The following is a 16,276-nucleotide window of genomic DNA, read 5'->3' on the forward strand; positions in this document are numbered from 1 at the left end:
TCCAAGTAGGCATAGTTAAGATCCGCCGCAGTCATTCCGGGTACATGCAGAGCCAGAAGGGAGTTTCGCGTGATTCGCTGGCATTCTGCGACCGCCTCCTCAAGATTGGCCCTGCCGCAGGCATAGCGTCGGCCTCTAGAAGCTGACAAGGACGGGGCGTTGAGGTCAATATAGATCCGGTAAGGCCACGAAGGCGGCTTTGGTTTAGAATCAATCGGCATTGTCGGTTTTCATTTGGCAAATGAACCACGAAAGCGCGACACAGCCCATTTCATCTTGGATTTCTGCCCTGACGGCTGGATCGGTCTCGGCGTGCATGGCAGTTCTCAAAAGATCCATGACGACTAGCGTTTTTCGCGTGTCTTCATCGACCCAGTTCGGTGTATCTGCGGAAAAGCTCATGGTTTGGAGGGGGATTTTGACCGCTGTTTTCTTGCCCTGAGCCGCGCAGGCAGTTGTCCTTTAGCCATTTCTTCGATGGCTCCCGCACCTACCAGAATGGCATCTAGGCTGAACACTGGCAGCTTTGTCCCCTCTTGAAGGTAACCTGACAAGTAACAAGCGGAGGCGGGCATGACGCGAAAGCGCTGGCAGACAAGCCAGGCGACAGCCTCGGCTTCGAGTTCCATCGTTTGTAGGTCAAGATTTGCCGAGCGTTCGGGCCACCACCCATCCTGGCGCCGACCCAGATGCCCGCAGAACAAATGCCCAAGCTCGTGCGCGATTGTTGCGAACTGCTGGGTGCGGGAATGGGTGGCATTGATCCTGATTTCATACCCTGCTTGGGTGGGGCTGATAGCTCCTGCGAGATCGGGGTGAAGCAGGTGGTATTCGATGGCAATGCCTGCCCTGGTGCAAAGCCTGCACAGCCGGGCATATGCCAACTCAGACACTTCTCCTTGAACGTCAAAGCTGCTTTCCATGGCCGCAATGATTTCGAGGGGCAAGTCGCCGCCCTCGGTATCCGTGACATCAAAAACGAACATCACTGGGCGCATGGGGGCAAGAATGACCAAAGGTCGTGCTCCAGGCTTGAGTGTGCGCTTGAGTTTGTGCCATTTCTCGGGAGGAGCTACAAAGCGGGCGTTGGAATTTTGGATGTGCAGCAGCAGGCAGTTGAATGGCGAGTAGGCAGGGAGCTGGCTGGCAAAATCCAGCAACGCCCTCAGCCCCTTTGCCGTGTTATAATTCAGGGCGCTGCGGATGAGCTGGTCGATGGCGGCAACTTTGGAATCCTCATCGGGTGCGCCAAATGGAAGTTCCGTCTGGGTCATGGTTCACTTAGAAGTAGTGCATCAGCGGCCTCTGATGTGCGGTTGAAGGGCTCAAGAATATGGGGGGCCGATTCGACGACCAGCAGCCAACTGCCGAAAAACTGCGTGTCTGCCTCAGAGGCGGTCTGCAATGACTGAACCACCTCATTCATCTCCAGCATGGTTTCCCAGAGCCATTGTGTGATTCTCGCGACCCGCATTTTGATCTCCGCCGTTGGGGTGGAAGATTCTGACGCTTGAGACAGCTCAAATAATTCTGAGATGACATCGTGTTTGGTGGCAGTGAGGCGGTCACACAGCGTGCCCAATTGTTCTCTCATGCCCTCTGGCAGCGTGAGACTGGGCATCTCGGCCTGAATATAAGTGGCGTTGCCCAACATTTGCATGGCGCAACTTTGTGCAGCGTCGACGAAGATCTGAAGCTTGCCGTTTGTTGGCATGGTTGGCTTAGTTCAGATCCGAGATGGCAAATTTCTCCGCGTTGAGCGTCTTTTCCCCGTCCCAGCGATAAGCTACAAGAGGTCCATCGAGGCCGCCGCTGAAGTCCAGGCAGGCAATGTTGGGGGCCTGTGGGGCCTTGGGAGCGTTGGCGGGCAGCCAGTAGTGACCGAAGAACACGGGTGGCTCCTCTGGCTCGTAGTTGGGCAGGCGGTTTAGTACCCATGGATCCACTTTCATGGAGTCCGACATGCTGCCGGGTGGCATGACGAGGTCGCTCACTGTGAGCCCTTTTCGGATGTCCCACCACCGAGCACGGATGGTGTTGCGGAAGGTGCCATCTTTGTCGTGGAAGAGGTTTCCGTCTGTGGCGGGGATTTCCGGGCCTTTGAGCACGTTTTCGATAGCCCGGTGCTCAGGAGTCAGCGAGGTGGCGCTGGTGCGTAAAAAGGCTGGATCTGCAACGCTGTGGCCCATCAGTCGTTTGATCCGACGGGTATCCCAGCAGGCGTGGACGCAGCGCAGTGCGCCAAGGTCGAGAAACATGGGCAGGCGTTTCATCCATTCCAGCCAGTCCGCCCATTCGGTTTCGCGTCCCTCGAAGGCTCGCAGGGTGGCAGTCACCTGACGGTTCTTTTCCTCGCAGTGCTCGCGTAGCCATCCGCCTTTGCCGTCCGGGGTATGGTAGCAGACGGCATTGTATTCGTGGTTGCCCATGATGGCCAGGGCATCGCCGACTTCGACCATGCCCCGAACAGTCAACAGGACCTCTCTCACCTTCGGACCGCGGTCAATGTAGTCCCCCAGGAAGATGACTTTGCGCCCCTCGGGGTGGCGGAAACCGCTGCCGTAGGGCAGGTAGCCCAGCTTTCCCAGCAGGTTGGTGAGTTTGTCGTGTTGTCCGTGGATGTCTCCGATCAGGTCGTAGGGCTGTGTTTTCATTGCATCCCCACCATGACCTGAAAAATGCACATCGACTATGAGGTAAAATAGTGTACATATAACTTTAAAGTAAGTTATGAGTGACGCTCTTCCATCCCTGAATGGTCTCTCCCTGGACCGGCTCCGCAACTTTCTGGCCTTTGCCGAAAAAGGCTCCATCGCCAAGGCGGCTCCAGACAATCTTGCCCGGCAGGCGCTCATCAGCAGGCAGATCGGGGAGCTGGAGCAATACTTCTCCGCCGAACTTACGGTGAGGCGCGGGAAGTCACTGGCGCTTTCGGAGGCCGGGGAAAGTCTGGCGAATCTCGTCAGGTCGCAATTTAAAGATCTGGAGGATTTTCAAAAGAAACTGTGCGGTCGGCGCAGGACGTTCAGCATCGGAGCCGGCGCGAGCGTGCTGGAGTGGCTGGTGGTGCCCTGCGTTTCCAAGATTCGAAGCGTGCTTAAGGACTCCGCCCTGCGACTATCCTCACAACGCAGCCGAGAACTCGTGGAGAGTATCCGAGACGGGCAGCTCGATTTCGCCATCGTTCGCGATGACGCCATCTCCGAGGAGTTGAGGCTCAAGTCGAGTCTGCCACTGCGCAAGCGCGTGGCGTTTTCTCTTTGCGCCTCCCGCAAACTGCTAGGTGGAAAATCCATCGCAGCCCTCAGTGACCCTGCCATGTGGCGATCACTGCCATTCGCGGCGAATGGCGGTGGCGGCCAGTTGGACGCAACCTTTCGAGGTGCCATGACCGCCGCCGTGGGAGAGTTTCACCCCGTGGTCGAATGTGATTCGATGCTGCAGGTGCGAGAACTCATCGTGCAAGGCGTCTGCGCGGGGCTGCTGCCCTCCTTTGGAACTCATGGGCTGGATGGTCACGATGTCGTGATGCGCGAATTTGAGCCCATGAAGGACTTCGGGCGTTCCCTTGTCCTGCACTGGAACGACCGCCAGATGCGGCGGCGCGGAGTGGAGGAATTCACGATCAAGGAAATCGCCAAGGAGCTGGTGAGGTCCTGAACCAATGGATAGTCACTTCAGCCCGGTCCCGCTCCAGAGCTGCTTGATCCCGATGAGTGGATGGCCAAATGAGTTGAATTCCATGGGTTTCTGGAGCTCAATGTTGAGCTTTGATCCTCATGCATGAGCCCGTCGCCATCATCAGTGACATTCACGGAAACCTTCCGGCGCTGAAGGCCGTGATTGAGGACATTGAAAAGCAAGGCATCCGTGAGCGCGTGTGTCTGGGCGACATCGTCGGTTACGGGGCACAACCAGCCGAGTGCTTGGAACTGCTAATTGCGAGTGACTTCCAGGTCATTCTTAGAGGCAACCATGAAGTCTATGTGGCAGCGGACGAGGAGCTGCCAAATGTGAGCGCCGAGACAGCGGAGGTCATTCGGTGGACACGGGGCAGGTTCACGCTGGAACAACGGGCCTGGCTGGGGGCACTGCCTATGACCTGGCAGGGCAGGGACTGCGAAGCGGTTCATGCTTCGCTGCATCAGCCCGAGCAATGGAGCTATGTCCTGGAGCCTGCTGCAGCTGCTCGACATTTTGCCCATCAGTCCAAGCCGCTCTGTTTTATTGGCCATTCCCACCAGCCAAAAATGTTTGTGGAGGGCGAGGATAGGGCCTTGCACATCACCAGCTTGGAATCCGTGCGAGCTAACCGCAAACAAGTGGTCAATGTGGGCGCGGTGGGCCAGCCGCGCGACAAGGATGAGCGGGCCTGCTATGTGGTGTATCGCCGCGCCGAGCAGGACGTGTGGTGGCGAAGAATTCCGTACGACATCGCGGCGGCACAGAAGGCCATTTTGGATGCAGGGTTACCGGGGAAGTATGCCCATCGTCTGGCTGTGGGAAAATAGTTTTAAGTAGCAGAGGGAGCATGCGCTGGCCGACATCATTTCTGCTGAGTTCTCCATATTGATCCAGGTGGGAGCTTGCGTCGGTCTGCTGTCATGATACGGCACTCAGGGGCTGGGAGTGCACGGTATCGTGCAGTGCGAATTCGCCCCCATGGATAACTTTGGGCGCTCGGTCGTCCTGCACAGGAACTCCCGCCAGATGCGTCGGCGAGGGGTGGGGGCATCCACGATCAAGCAGGTGGCCAAGGCTCTTGGTGGAACTTGACCAAGTTGAGAGTTGCCGTCTTGCCAAGCAAGGTGCCTTCAGGGGTCAAGTTCCTCCAGGCAGCGCTAAGGTTAAGCTGGCCTGAGAGTCGAGAACCGGCTGGGCTGGTATACCCAGCGGCACTCACGGGAGAATACCGTGTCCATGTTAGGCGTTTATGCATTATTTGTTGCTTTATTTCCTGTTATTTGTGTTCGTGCAAATCCTTGCCATCAGATTCGTCCCGGGCTTTGATGAGGGAAATCCTGAATGCCCATCACCGACTACCAGGCCAAATACCTCGCCCATGAGTTGAGCCGGCGCTGTCCCTCGGACAGCGTGGAGAAGCTGGCGGCTACCGTGGCAGGGGCCCAGGTGGACTTAAATCCGCATCAGGTCGACGCGGCCCTCTTTGCCTTCCAGTCGCCCTTGTCAAAGGGTGCCATCCTTGCAGACGAGGTCGGTCTCGGGAAAACCATCGAAGCCGGGCTGGTCATTTCCCAAAAATGGGCGGAGCGCAAGCGGCGTATCCTCGTCATCACCCCGGCCAATCTGCGCAAACAATGGCATCAGGAAATGGCCGAAAAGTTCTTTCTCCCTTGCCAGATTCTAGAGGCCAAATCCTACAACGCCGCCATTCGGAAGGGTCACTTCCGCCCCTTCGAGACTCAGGAGCATGCCATTGTCATCTGCTCCTATCAGTTCGCTGCCGCCAAGGCGGCAGACGTCCATCACACGGACTGGGATCTCGTTGTCATCGATGAAGCGCACCGCTTGCGCAACGTCTACAAGCCGAACAACAAGATCGCAAACATGCTCAAAATGGCCCTGCATCAGCGGCACAAGCTGCTGCTCACGGCCACGCCTTTGCAAAACTCCCTTCAGGAGCTCTTTGGCCTCGTCAGCGTCATCGATGACCACACCTTTGGCGACTTGCGCAGTTTCCGGGAGCAGTTCGTCAATCTCAATGCACAGACCTATGACGCCCTGAAGGCACGCCTCAGGCCCATCTGCCACCGCACCCTCCGCAGGCAGGTCACCGCCTACGTGCCTTACACCAAGCGTCACGCCATCATCCAGCCCTTCGATCCCGGCGAGAGCGAAGATGAGCTTTACAATCTCGTCTCTGACTACCTCCAGCGGCCCAATCTGCAGGCCCTGCCCCCGAGTCAGAGAAAGCTCATGACCCTCGTGCTGCGGAAGCTGCTCGCCTCTTCCTCCTTCGCCATCGCCGGAGCACTCACCTCCATGGCCAACCGGATGAAGGCCAGGCTGCAGGCCGATGATGCACTTAGCGTGGACCTGCTGGGCCATCCACTGGTGGAAGATCTCAATGCAGATTACGAGGCTCTCGACGAAACAGCCGAGGAATTGGACGAAGAAGACGAGCTGGAGCCTCTGACCATTGAGGACCGCAAGGCCATGCAGGCAGAAATCGCGGACCTGGAGGAGTTCACCCGCCTCGCCGTCTCCATTGATCACAATGCCAAGGGCCGGTCCCTCCTCGTTGCTCTCCAGATCGCGTTTGAGACAGCCGCAGAGCTCGGCGCTGCCGAAAAGGCCATCATCTTCACGGAGTCCCGCAAGACCCAGAGCTACCTCCTCCGCCTCCTGGCAGACAGTCCCTATGCAGACGGCATCGTCCTCTTCAATGGCACGAATACAGACGACAGCTCCAAGGCCATCTACGCAAAGTGGGCGGAGCGGCACAAGGGCACCGACAAAATCACCGGCTCTCGCACCGCAGACATGCGCAGCGCCCTCGTGGACTACTTCCGCGAGGAAGGCCGCATCATGATCGCCACCGAGGCCGGAGCGGAGGGTATCAATCTCCAGTTCTGCTCTCTCGTCGTCAATTACGACCTGCCCTGGAACCCCCAGCGCATCGAGCAGCGCATCGGCCGCTGCCACCGCTACGGGCAGAAGCATGACGTCGTGGTGGTCAATTTCCTCAACCAGAGGAACGAGGCTGACCTCCGCGTTTACCAGCTCCTGCATGAGAAGTTCACCCTCTTCACCGGCGTCTTTGGCTCCAGTGACGAGGTGCTCGGCTCCATCGAGTCTGGCGTGGACTTTGAAATGCGCATCGCCGCCATTTACCAGAGCTGCCGCAGGCCGGAGCAGATCAAGGCAGCCTTCGACCAGCTCCAGCTCGAGCTGAATTTCGAGATCAATGAGGCCCTCCGCATCACCCGGCAAAAGCTGCTGGAAAATTTCGACGAAGAGGTCCAGGCCAAGCTCAAGCTCCGGGACGACAACTCCCGCACCCTCCTCAAGCACTTTGAGAAGCAGCTCATGGCCCTCACCCGGCATGAGCTGCGGGACCACGCCACCTTTCACAGCGAGTCCGCCTTTGAGCTTCACAGGGTTCCCGCTTCCCTGGGAAGCGAGATTCCCACCGGTCTTTACGTCTTCCCGCGCAGCACCAGCGCGGCGCATGTTTACCGTCTCGGCCATCCGCTCGCGGAGCAGCTCCTGACCAGCGCAAAGCAGCGTGATCTGCCTCCTGCCGAGGTGGAGTTTCATTATGCCGAGCACGGCAGCAAGATCAGCATCCTGGAGCCCCTGCGGGGTCAGTCCGGTGTCTTGACGGTTTCTCTTTTCACGGTGGAGTCCATGGATCAGGCGGAGGATCACCTCATCTACGCCGCCACCACAGACGCCGGTGTGCTGCTGGATCAGGAGCGGGCCCGCCGCCTGCTGGATCTGCCCGCCGTAGTGCGTGCGCAGGCGCCCGGCCTGGCTGTGCCGGAGTCGCTGGCGCAAATCACCTCCCAGCGCCAGGCGGAGCTGCAGCAGATCATCGCCCGGCGCAACGGCCACTACTACGAGGCCGAGGCCCAGAAGCTCGACGGCTGGGCAGATGACCTCAAGCTCGGCCTGGAGCGCGAGATCAAGGAGATGGACCGCCTCATCAAGGAAGCCCGCCGCGCCGCCGCCACCGCCCTGACCTTGGAGGACAAGCTCGCCAGCCAGAGGCAGATCAAAGCCGTCGAGGCTCAGCGCAATGAAAAACGCCGCTCCCTCTTTGAAGCCCAGGATGCCATCGACCAGCAGCGCGAGGACTTGATCGGGAAGATCGAGGGGAAGCTGTCCCAGCAAACAGCTCTCGAATCGCTCTTCATCGTCCATTGGACGTTATGTGCTTGAATCCGTGGTGCACTACGCCAAACAAAATAAATTAATACGCTTCAGATAACATCATGCCTGCCCTTTCCACCGAGCATCTCACGTTGCTGAACTCCAATCTGGAATCTGATTACGTTGCGCATCTGCCAGCGCTATTGCCTAATACTAAACCGCCCGCAGAGCAGGCAACCAAAAATAGGTCACGTGCATTTAGTGCCTTTACGCTACGTCACCAGCTTGGCATTTCCGAGAAGGAAGCCTCAGAGGCCGTGATCGATGACTTCGAAGACGTGGGAATCGATGCTATTTATTTTCATGGGCCATCTCAAACTTTATATCTCGTTCAGACAAAATTAAAGCAAGGAGCTGAGTTTAGGCAGGACGAGGCGTTGGCGTTTTGTCAGGGCGTGAGGAAGTGCCTTGTTCAAGATTTCACCGGCTTTAACTCCCACTTTACTCGCCGTCAGGTCGAGATCGAGAATGCACTTGATGACTGCGTAACGATACAACTTATAGTGGCTCATATTGGAGCTGGCATGAGCCAGCACGCCACTACCGCTTTGACTGAACTGATCAATGATGGCACCCACGGCGACGAACGGCTTGCCTCGTCCGTGCTTGAATTCGATGCTTCGCGCATAGTTCCGGCGTTACAGGAAAGCCGTGCGAATCGTCGTGTTGATGTGGATAAACTGACCATCCACAAATGGGCCACAATGACAGACCCTCGAACAACTTATTTTGGATACATTCGCGTTTCTGACTTGGTAGAACTTTATACCAAGGAGAAGAGTGCTCTCTTTGACAAAAACATCCGCCTGTTCCTAGGGCCAAAGACCGAAGTCAGTCAGTCAATTCAGACAACATTGCGCGATAGACCTGATCACTTCTTCTATCTCAATAATGGTGTCACTGTTCTTTGTGAACGCATCGAAGCGAAAAGCACGAAGAATAGCGGTGGGGGCAAACGTCTGAAAATTGCAGGTTTTTCTGTGATTAACGGAGCTCAAACCATCTCGTCCGCCGCACAGTTCGTTGCAGATAATCCAGCTGCCGACATCTCTTCCGCGCGCGTTACCATCACCCTGATTCAAGCGGATGCAGATGGATCTTTCGGCAAAAGCGTTACCCGGGCTCGGAATCACCAGAATAAAGTAGAGTCAGCCGATTTCCTTGCGCTCGACGATGAACAGGAGCGTCTTCGACGTGAACTGGCTGTGCTCGGTGTTCAATATTCCTACAAAGCCGAGCAAAATGATGGAGTAGTGAGTGATAAAAAAATCAAAGCTTCAGAAGCAATTCATGCTTTAGCTCTTTTCAATAAGGATCCCCGCTATATTCTCTGGCTGAAAAATGAGCCTTCAAGTTTATTGGACATCTTCGCCGAACGTTACAAGAATCTGGTAAACGGTGTAACAACACCGTTCCAAGTGGTGAACGCTGTGCGGTTTGCGCGATATGCGTACAATCGGATGGACATAGAGTCTCAAGGGACTGGTCAAGAAAAACTTACCTACAAACATGGCGCATCAGCATTAGCGTGGATTTTGGCTAAACGGATTGTTCGCGATCAATCGAGCACTCTGTTGTTTCAAACCGAAAAAATTAAGACATCTCTCAGTGTCCCCTTCGATGAATTGCGTCAGGCGCTCTGGGATGAAACTAAAGCCCAGCTTGCCGGAAGAACTCCTCTCGTCATGTATCGCAGTCAAGAGCGCGCGCTGCCCATTGTCGAGAAGGTCATGCTGAAACATTACGGATTGTCCACAGATCCAGTCATCGCTATCAAGCGAGCCAGGCCCAATAAAAATTACCCAGAAGAACTTTTTGATTACATGATTTCGAAAGCTCCGCAGATTGGAGGTTTGGCATGATCAAAAAACAAAAACTCGAACTCACCTGGATCGGCAAGGAGCATCGGCCGAAGCTGGAGCCGCGCATCCTGCTGGAGGAGCCGGACAAGTCCTGCCATGCTGCGCACCGGGTCACGGACCGGGACCTCTTCGACAACCGCCTCATCCACGGAGACAATCTCCTCGCCCTCAAGGCGTTGGAGCAGGACTTCGCAGGGAAGGTGAAATGCATCTACATCGATCCTCCTTTCAATACCCAACAAGCGTTCGAGCACTACGACGATTCAACTGAGCACTCAGATTGGCTTCGACTTATCCGTGATCGTGCAGTCATTCTTCATCGGCTACTTGCAACAGAAGGAACCTTATTTGTCCACATTGATGACAATGAGCTTGGTTATCTTACAGTGCTTTTGGATGAAATTTTCGGACGTGGGAACCGAGTTGCTATCGTCACTTTCAAACAAGGGTCTGCAACGGGACACAAGTCAATCAACCCTGGTTGCGTAAGCACAACCAACTTTATTCTCATCTATGCTAAGAAGAAGGCGAGTTGGACGCCGAACAGAGTGTTCACCGCCCGCGAGCGAGATGACCGGTACGGTCAATTTATCGAGAACATCGAAGCCCCATTCGAGCAGTGGACTTTCACCACTTTGATGAAGGCTTTTGCGGGGCATATGGGACTGAGTGACAAAGATGCTCGTGCTCTTGCGAAATCCGAACCTGAAAAAATTGATGACTTTGTGGTCAAGCATGCGCACCGGGTGATCCGTACAGCGCGCCCCAGCTACGACGGTGTAAGTGCTGAGGCACGAAGGCTCATTGATGAGTCAAAACGTTCAAAGGAACGGATCTTAAAGCTCCAGCGCGATGGTTATTCAGACATCTACCTCAAAGGTGGTGAGCGCTTGTTATTCTACTCAGATAAGCTCAAGAGTATTGATGGAAAATTTGTGGCGGGCGAGCCGCTTACAACGCTTTGGGATGATGTTTTGTCCAATAACTTGCACGCGGAAGGAGCAGTTGAGTTCCCCAAAAGCAAGAAGCCAGAAGCACTTATCAAACGAGTGCTCGATCTCGCCACCAACCCCGGCGACCTCGTGCTCGACTCCTTCCTCGGCTCCGGCACGACGGCGGCGGTGGCGCACAAAATGGGGCGGCGGTGGATCGGGATTGAGCTGGGAGAGCATTGCGAAACGCACTGCCTGCCGCGCTTGAAAAAGGTGGTGGATGGGGCGGACCCCGGAGGCATCACGGAGGCCGTGGGCTGGAAGGGTGGCGGTGGCTTCCGCTACTACCGCCTGGCGCCTTCCCTGCTGCTGCGGGACAAGTGGGACCAACTCGTCATCAACCCGGAATACAATGCGCCCATGCTGGCGGAGGCGGTGTGCAAGCTGGAAGGGTTCACCTATGCGCCCAGCGACACGGTCTACTGGCAGCAGGGACACAGCACGGAGCAGGACTTCATCTACACCACGACCGCGAACCTGAGCCATGCCCAGCTCCAGCAGCTCAGCGATGAGGTGGGGCCGGAGCGCAGCCTGCTGGTGGTCTGCAGCGCCTTCCGCGGCCGGAAGGAGGGCTACAGCAACCTGACGGTGAAGAAGATCCCCAAGGCCGTGCTGACGCGCTGCGAGTGGGGGAAGGACGACTACAGCCTGAAGGTGGAGAACCTCCCCCAGGCCCCGGCCAAGCCCGGCCAGATGAGCCTCTTTGATGATGATGGAGGTGCGGGGAAATGAGCGAGGAAGGCGTGCCCCGCTCAGAATTCATCCTGTACCAGACGGAGGATGGCCGCACCCGCCTGGAGGTGCGGTTTGAGGATGAGACCCTCTGGCTTTCCCAGGCGCTGATGGCGGACCTCTTTCAGACGACGCCGCAGAACATCACCCTGCATCTGAAGGCCCTGTTTGAGGAGGGGGAGATCGACGAAGCCTCAACTTGTAAGGATTACTTACAAGTTCGCCAGGAAGGGGCGCGCACGGTCAGAAGGCAGGTGCGCCACTACAATCTGGAGGCGGTGCTGGCCGTGGGCTACCGCGTGCGCTCCCCCCGGGGCACGCAGTTCCGCCAGTGGGCCACGGCGCGGCTCAGCGAATACCTGGTGAAGGGATTCACCATGGACGATGAGCGGCTGAAGAACCCGCCGGGCCCGGGAGTGCCGGACTATTTTGACGAGCTGCTGGAGCGCATCCGCGACATCCGGGCCAGCGAGCGCCGGATGTACCTGCGGGTGAAGGAGATCTTTGCCCTGGCTGCGGACTACCAGCCGAATGAGGGGGACACGGTGAAGTTTTTCCAGGTCATCCAGAACAAGCTGCACTTTGCCGCCACGGGAAAGACAGCGCCGGAGCTCATCACCGCCCGGGCGGACCACACGCAGCCGAACATGGGCCTGACCACCTGGAAGGGGGACGTGGTGCGCAAGGCGGATGTGACCGTGGCCAAGAACTACCTGAACGAGGCGGAGATCGACGAGCTGAACCGCATCGTGGTCATGTTTCTGGACTATGCGGAAGACCAGGCGAGGAGGCGCAGGCAGGTCTTCATGAAAGACTGGCAGGAGAAGCTGGACAGCTTTCTGGCCTTTAACGAACGCCCCGTGCTGCCGGGCGCGGGCACGCGCTCCCGCCAGCAGGCAGACGCCCACGCGGAGAAAGAGTATGCCCGCTTTGAGGACAGGCGGCGGGCACTGGCAGAGAACGAAGGAGAGAAAGCCGTCCGCGAGCTGGAACAAACCGCCAGAAAACTTCCGAAGAAAAAGAAATGAACCGAAACGTCAATGCCATCTCCGGCCGCCTGAGCCTGCGCAAGCCGCAGCGTGATTCGCTGGAACTGCTGCACCGCCTCACGGAAATTCTTTCCTGGGAAAAGGGCGGCTCCAAGAAGTCGCCCGACCTTGCAGCAGCCCTTTCAGCCATCCGCAGCGAGTTCCCCACGGTGACGGACTTTGAGCGTGAGTTTGCCTCCCTCTGCTTTGCGCTGGCCACCGGCGTGGGCAAGACGCGCCTCATGGGGGCCTTCATCGCCTACCTGCATCTGGAGCACGGCATCAACAACTTCTTCGTCATGGCCCCGAACCTGACGATCTACAACAAGCTGATCACGGACTTCACGCCGAACACGCGGAAGTATGTTTTCAAGGGCATCTCGGAGTTTGCCACGGATGCGCCGGAGATCATTACGGGGGATGATTATGAATCCAAGGCCGGTACGCTCTTTGACCAGCTCCTGCGCTGCAAGATCAACATTTTCAACATCAGCAAGATCAACAGCGAGGTGCGCGGCGGCAAATCCCCCCGCATCAAGCGCCTCAGCGAATACATCGGCGAGAGCTACTTTGAATATCTGGCAAACCTGCCGGACCTTGTCCTGATCATGGACGAAAGCCATCGTTACCGTGCCAGCGCGGGGGTGAGAGCCATCAATGAGCTGAAGCCCATCCTGGGTCTGGAACTGACCGCCACGCCCTTTGTTGAAGGCCCCAAGGGTGCTGTGCCCTTCAAGAACGTCATTCTCGACTACCCCCTGGGCCGGGCGATGAACGATGGCTTTGTCAAAGAGCCCGCCGTGGTGACACGCAAGGACTTCAGCCCCCAGGGGATGTCAGCTGAGGCCATTGAAAAGCTCAAGCTGGAAGACGGTGTGCGGATGCACGAGCAGACCAAGGTCCTGCTGGAAACCTACGCCCGCGAAGCATCCGTGGGCATCGTGAAGCCATTCGTGCTGGTGATCGCTCGGGACACGACGCACGCAAAGAGCCTCGTGGACCTCATCAAGTCCCAGGAATTCTTTGAAGGACGCTACAAAGACAAGGTGATCCAGGTGGACAGCAGCAAAACGGGAGCGGAGGAGGACCAGATGATCCAGGACCTCCTGGCCGTGGAGAACACGGAGTCGCCCACGGAGATCGTGATCCACGTGAACATGCTCAAGGAGGGCTGGGACGTGACGAACCTCTACACCATCGTGCCGCTGCGCGCCGCCAATGCCCGCATCCTCATTGAGCAGTCCATCGGTCGCGGCCTGCGCCTGCCCTACGGCAAACGCACCGGCGTGGCAGCCGTGGACAGGCTGAGCATCATCGCCCATGACAAATTCCAGGAGATCGTCGATGAGGCCAGCAAGCCCGGGTCGGTCATTAAGATGCAGCAGGTGATTCTCTCTGCGGAAGAAGCCGAGGAAAAGACGGCGACGGTGGTCTCTGAATCCAATCTGAAAGCGAAGCTCGGCTTCCAGCCCGAGAACCAGACGCGCAGCACGGAAAATGCAGGCAAGGACACCAAGCCCGCCTTTGACACGCCTGAAAAGCAGCGCGTGGCCCAGATGGCCTATGCAGTGATCAAGCGGCTGGAGGCCAGGCCTGATCAGGCACCGACCATGGAGGCGCTGAAAGCTCCCGAGGTGCAGAGCTTCATCGTGCAGGAGGTGGTGGCTCAGTACCAGCCGCAGCAGCTTGAAATGGAAGGCGTCGCGCCGAAGATCGACGTGGCGGCCATTGTCAGCGAGACCACCAGTCTCGTGGTTAAGGAGATGATCCCCATCCCACGCATTCTCGTAGTGCCGAAGGGCGAGGTGAAGAGCTGGTTTGAACCCTTCACTCTTGAGCTGACCAGCATGAAATTCCCTTTGCCCTCCAAGGACCTGTGGGTGCACAACCTGCACACAAACCAGGGCGAGGCCGTGACCGTGGGCAACGAGGGTGCCCGGGAAAAACGCATGGAGGACTATGTGGTGTCCGGACTGGTGGACTTCGACGATGTCTCCTACGATACGAACGCCGATTTGCTCTACGACCTCGCCACCCAGACCGTGAAGCACTTCCTGAGCTATCTCCCCGAGGAAGAAGTCTGGCAGGTGCTGCACTCCCACCAGAAGGACATCGCCAATGCCATCCACGCCCAGATGCACCAGCATTTCCGGGAGGAAGTGGTGGGCTACGAGGTGGTGATCAGCAGAGGGTTCACCGAACTCAAGGACAGCGCCTACACCGCGAAGCATGGCGAGGCACCCCTCGACTACCGGCAGTCACCCGCAGACAAGAGCAACATGGCGAAGTACCTGTTCGGCGGCTTCAAGAAGTGCCTGTATCCCACACAGAAGTTCCATTCCGATGCCGAGCGCCGCCTTGCCGGAATCCTGGAGCGCGATGCCATCAAATGGTTCAAGCCTGCCAAAGGGCAGTTTCAGATGTTTTACCGGGAAGGCGCCAACCAGCCCGAATATGTCCCCGATTTCGTGGCCGAAACTGAAACGACTATCTACATGCTCGAACCGAAGGCTAAAAACGAAATGGGAGACCCCGTTGTCCAAGCCAAGAAGGAAGTTGCTGAAACATGGTGTGCCAACGCCAGCAAACACGCTCTGGAGCATGGCGGCAAACCTTGGAAGTACGCGCTGATCGCTCACGACGTCATTGCGGACAACATGACTCTAGAGGGCCTGGCAATGGGATAAGTGGAGACAAGTGTCTTCTGCAGGCGTCGAGCGATGTGGGGAGATGGCCCGTGGCTTCCCGCCGGTCCCGCGCGTGATTGATCCCCTGCCAATTCTGAATTCTCTTTATGCCCTCCCGCGGATGAACAGTTCCGCAGCCCGTCTCTCGTCCTTGCCTGTCTCTTCCCCGGCTCCGTCTGTGGTGCCGTAGTCGGCGCAGATGTCGGCTCAGATCGGCCACGGCGAGGGGAACCTCGGCCCTCTCATTAGGAGGTAGCCTCGGAGACTTTGCCCAACTGCTGGCTTGGGCAGGGGAACATGGTAGGCACTCCGCATTCAAATATTTGCAAGTAGTCCGAAAGATCGCGGAATAGACACGCGCGAAAACCTGGCCGGCGGTCGAAATTGACGCCAGAAATGCGTTCTGAAGTGCTGCAACGCCTACTTGAGGGGGAGGGCACTTAGCAGATCCTCCGGACCTACTAAGTGCCCAGGCAGACTTTTCACCGGCGGATGGGATAGTGACGAGACCTTCTGTAGGGAAGGGGGCAAAGTTGAGGAGCCCCCGCATTTGCCGAATGCGGGAGGGGCCGGTGAATTTAACTCGAAGTTGAAAATGTTCAAAAGAACAGTATTTGGCAGGCATGCCCCTGCCACGTCAAACACACGCCCTCGATCTTCTTTGGCTTTCCGATTCCCGCTCGTGGATTCGGCATCAGGTGCCCTTTCTCGGCAGCATCATCGCCGGCAGGCCTGAGCTGGCTGAAGGCCGTGTGGACGGCTGCATCGACATCGACCCCGCCACCCTGCGCCTGCCCAAAAACGCCCGCACCTTCGCCTTGAAAGTGCGAGGCGACTCCATGCGCAATGCCGCCATTCTGGAGGGCGACATCGTCATCATGGAGTTCCGCGAAGCCCGGCATGGAGACATCGTGGCCGCGCTGATCGACGGAGAAACCACCCTCAAGCGCTTCATCGTGCAGGGTGGTGTGCCCTATCTGCGCGCCTCCAATCCCAAATACCCCGACCTCATCCCGGCGCGTGAGCTCGTCATCCAGGGGGTGCTCATCGCCCTGCTGCGCCTTTCTGAAAGGTGACGT

At 57.4% G+C, this 16,276-nt stretch carries 12 protein-coding genes; 8 read left to right on the forward strand and 4 right to left on the reverse strand.

The features are described from left to right. Positions 1–210: 210 nt before the first annotated feature. Genes ACFQDI_RS14010 through ACFQDI_RS14025 form a run of 4 tightly spaced genes read right to left on the reverse strand, consistent with a single transcriptional unit; the run spans position 211 to position 2,654 of the window. Positions 211–402 carry a hypothetical protein gene (locus ACFQDI_RS14010; protein ID WP_377167698.1) on the reverse strand — a complete coding sequence of 64 codons (192 nt, stop codon included), beginning with the start codon at positions 400–402 and terminating at the stop codon, positions 211–213. Beyond that, positions 399–1,274 carry an ImmA/IrrE family metallo-endopeptidase gene (locus tag ACFQDI_RS14015; protein WP_377167701.1) on the reverse strand — a complete coding sequence of 292 codons (876 nt, stop codon included), beginning with the start codon at positions 1,272–1,274 and terminating at the stop codon, positions 399–401. The genes ACFQDI_RS14010 and ACFQDI_RS14015 overlap by 4 nt, the downstream gene beginning before the upstream one ends. Continuing rightward, positions 1,271–1,714, reverse strand: coding sequence for a hypothetical protein (locus tag ACFQDI_RS14020; RefSeq protein WP_377167704.1), 444 nt, complete (start codon positions 1,712–1,714; stop codon positions 1,271–1,273). The genes ACFQDI_RS14015 and ACFQDI_RS14020 overlap by 4 nt, the downstream gene beginning before the upstream one ends. A 7-nt stretch (positions 1,715–1,721) precedes the next feature. Beyond that, positions 1,722–2,654, reverse strand: a complete 933-nt coding sequence (locus ACFQDI_RS14025) for a metallophosphoesterase (RefSeq protein WP_377167707.1) — start codon at positions 2,652–2,654, stop codon at positions 1,722–1,724. Positions 2,655–2,730: 76 nt separating this feature from the next. Between ACFQDI_RS14025 and ACFQDI_RS14030 the strand changes: the two genes are divergently transcribed. The 8 genes from ACFQDI_RS14030 (at position 2,731) to ACFQDI_RS14065 (ending at position 16,273) form a co-directional block, all read left to right on the forward strand. Further along, complete coding sequence (locus tag ACFQDI_RS14030; protein WP_377167710.1) at positions 2,731–3,660, forward strand: LysR family transcriptional regulator; 930 nt, start codon at positions 2,731–2,733, stop codon at positions 3,658–3,660. A gap of 119 nt (positions 3,661–3,779) precedes the next feature. Further along, on the forward strand, positions 3,780–4,511 hold the full coding sequence (locus ACFQDI_RS14035) for a metallophosphoesterase family protein (RefSeq protein WP_377167713.1): 732 nt from the start codon (positions 3,780–3,782) through the stop codon (positions 4,509–4,511). A gap of 514 nt (positions 4,512–5,025) precedes the next feature. Next, a complete protein-coding gene (locus ACFQDI_RS14040; RefSeq protein WP_377167716.1) occupies positions 5,026–7,905 on the forward strand; it encodes an SNF2-related protein in 2,880 nt (959 codons plus the stop codon). 53 nt (positions 7,906–7,958) lie between these two features. Continuing rightward, positions 7,959–9,758 carry an AIPR family protein gene (locus tag ACFQDI_RS14045; RefSeq protein ID WP_377167719.1) on the forward strand — a complete coding sequence of 600 codons (1,800 nt, stop codon included), beginning with the start codon at positions 7,959–7,961 and terminating at the stop codon, positions 9,756–9,758. After that, entirely contained in the window at positions 9,755–11,482 is a 1,728-nt protein-coding gene (locus ACFQDI_RS14050) for a site-specific DNA-methyltransferase (RefSeq protein WP_377167722.1), read from the forward strand. The genes ACFQDI_RS14045 and ACFQDI_RS14050 overlap by 4 nt, the downstream gene beginning before the upstream one ends. Next, positions 11,479–12,510 carry a virulence RhuM family protein gene (locus tag ACFQDI_RS14055; protein ID WP_377167725.1) on the forward strand — a complete coding sequence of 344 codons (1,032 nt, stop codon included), beginning with the start codon at positions 11,479–11,481 and terminating at the stop codon, positions 12,508–12,510. The genes ACFQDI_RS14050 and ACFQDI_RS14055 overlap by 4 nt, the downstream gene beginning before the upstream one ends. Continuing rightward, positions 12,507–15,197, forward strand: a complete 2,691-nt coding sequence (locus ACFQDI_RS14060) for a DEAD/DEAH box helicase (RefSeq protein ID WP_377167728.1) — start codon at positions 12,507–12,509, stop codon at positions 15,195–15,197. Before ACFQDI_RS14055 ends, ACFQDI_RS14060 begins: the two co-directional genes overlap by 4 nt. 623 nt (positions 15,198–15,820) lie before the next feature. Beyond that, positions 15,821–16,273, forward strand: coding sequence for a LexA family protein (locus ACFQDI_RS14065; RefSeq protein ID WP_377167731.1), 453 nt, complete (start codon positions 15,821–15,823; stop codon positions 16,271–16,273). Positions 16,274–16,276 lie beyond the last annotated feature (3 nt).

The sequence above is a fragment of the Prosthecobacter fluviatilis genome, assembly GCF_042655725.1.
GTDB classification, from domain to species: Bacteria; Verrucomicrobiota; Verrucomicrobiia; order Verrucomicrobiales; family Verrucomicrobiaceae; genus Prosthecobacter; species Prosthecobacter fluviatilis.

Bases quoted from the DNA above. Each gene is read 5' to 3' on its own strand.
- ACFQDI_RS14010 (WP_377167698.1), bottom strand. From the start codon at position 402: ATGAGCTTTTCCGCAGATACACCGAACTGGGTCGATGAAGACACGCGA.
- ACFQDI_RS14015 (WP_377167701.1), bottom strand. From the start codon at position 1,274: ATGACCCAGACGGAACTTCCATTTGGCGCACCCGATGAGGATTCCAAA.
- ACFQDI_RS14020 (WP_377167704.1), bottom strand. From the start codon at position 1,714: ATGCCAACAAACGGCAAGCTTCAGATCTTCGTCGACGCTGCACAAAGT.
- ACFQDI_RS14025 (WP_377167707.1), bottom strand. From the start codon at position 2,654: ATGAAAACACAGCCCTACGACCTGATCGGAGACATCCACGGACAACAC.
- ACFQDI_RS14030 (WP_377167710.1), top strand. From the start codon at position 2,731: ATGAGTGACGCTCTTCCATCCCTGAATGGTCTCTCCCTGGACCGGCTC.
- ACFQDI_RS14035 (WP_377167713.1), top strand. From the start codon at position 3,780: ATGCATGAGCCCGTCGCCATCATCAGTGACATTCACGGAAACCTTCCG.
- ACFQDI_RS14040 (WP_377167716.1), top strand. From the start codon at position 5,026: ATGCCCATCACCGACTACCAGGCCAAATACCTCGCCCATGAGTTGAGC.
- ACFQDI_RS14045 (WP_377167719.1), top strand. From the start codon at position 7,959: ATGCCTGCCCTTTCCACCGAGCATCTCACGTTGCTGAACTCCAATCTG.
- ACFQDI_RS14050 (WP_377167722.1), top strand. From the start codon at position 9,755: ATGATCAAAAAACAAAAACTCGAACTCACCTGGATCGGCAAGGAGCAT.
- ACFQDI_RS14055 (WP_377167725.1), top strand. From the start codon at position 11,479: ATGAGCGAGGAAGGCGTGCCCCGCTCAGAATTCATCCTGTACCAGACG.
- ACFQDI_RS14060 (WP_377167728.1), top strand. From the start codon at position 12,507: ATGAACCGAAACGTCAATGCCATCTCCGGCCGCCTGAGCCTGCGCAAG.
- ACFQDI_RS14065 (WP_377167731.1), top strand. From the start codon at position 15,821: ATGCCCCTGCCACGTCAAACACACGCCCTCGATCTTCTTTGGCTTTCC.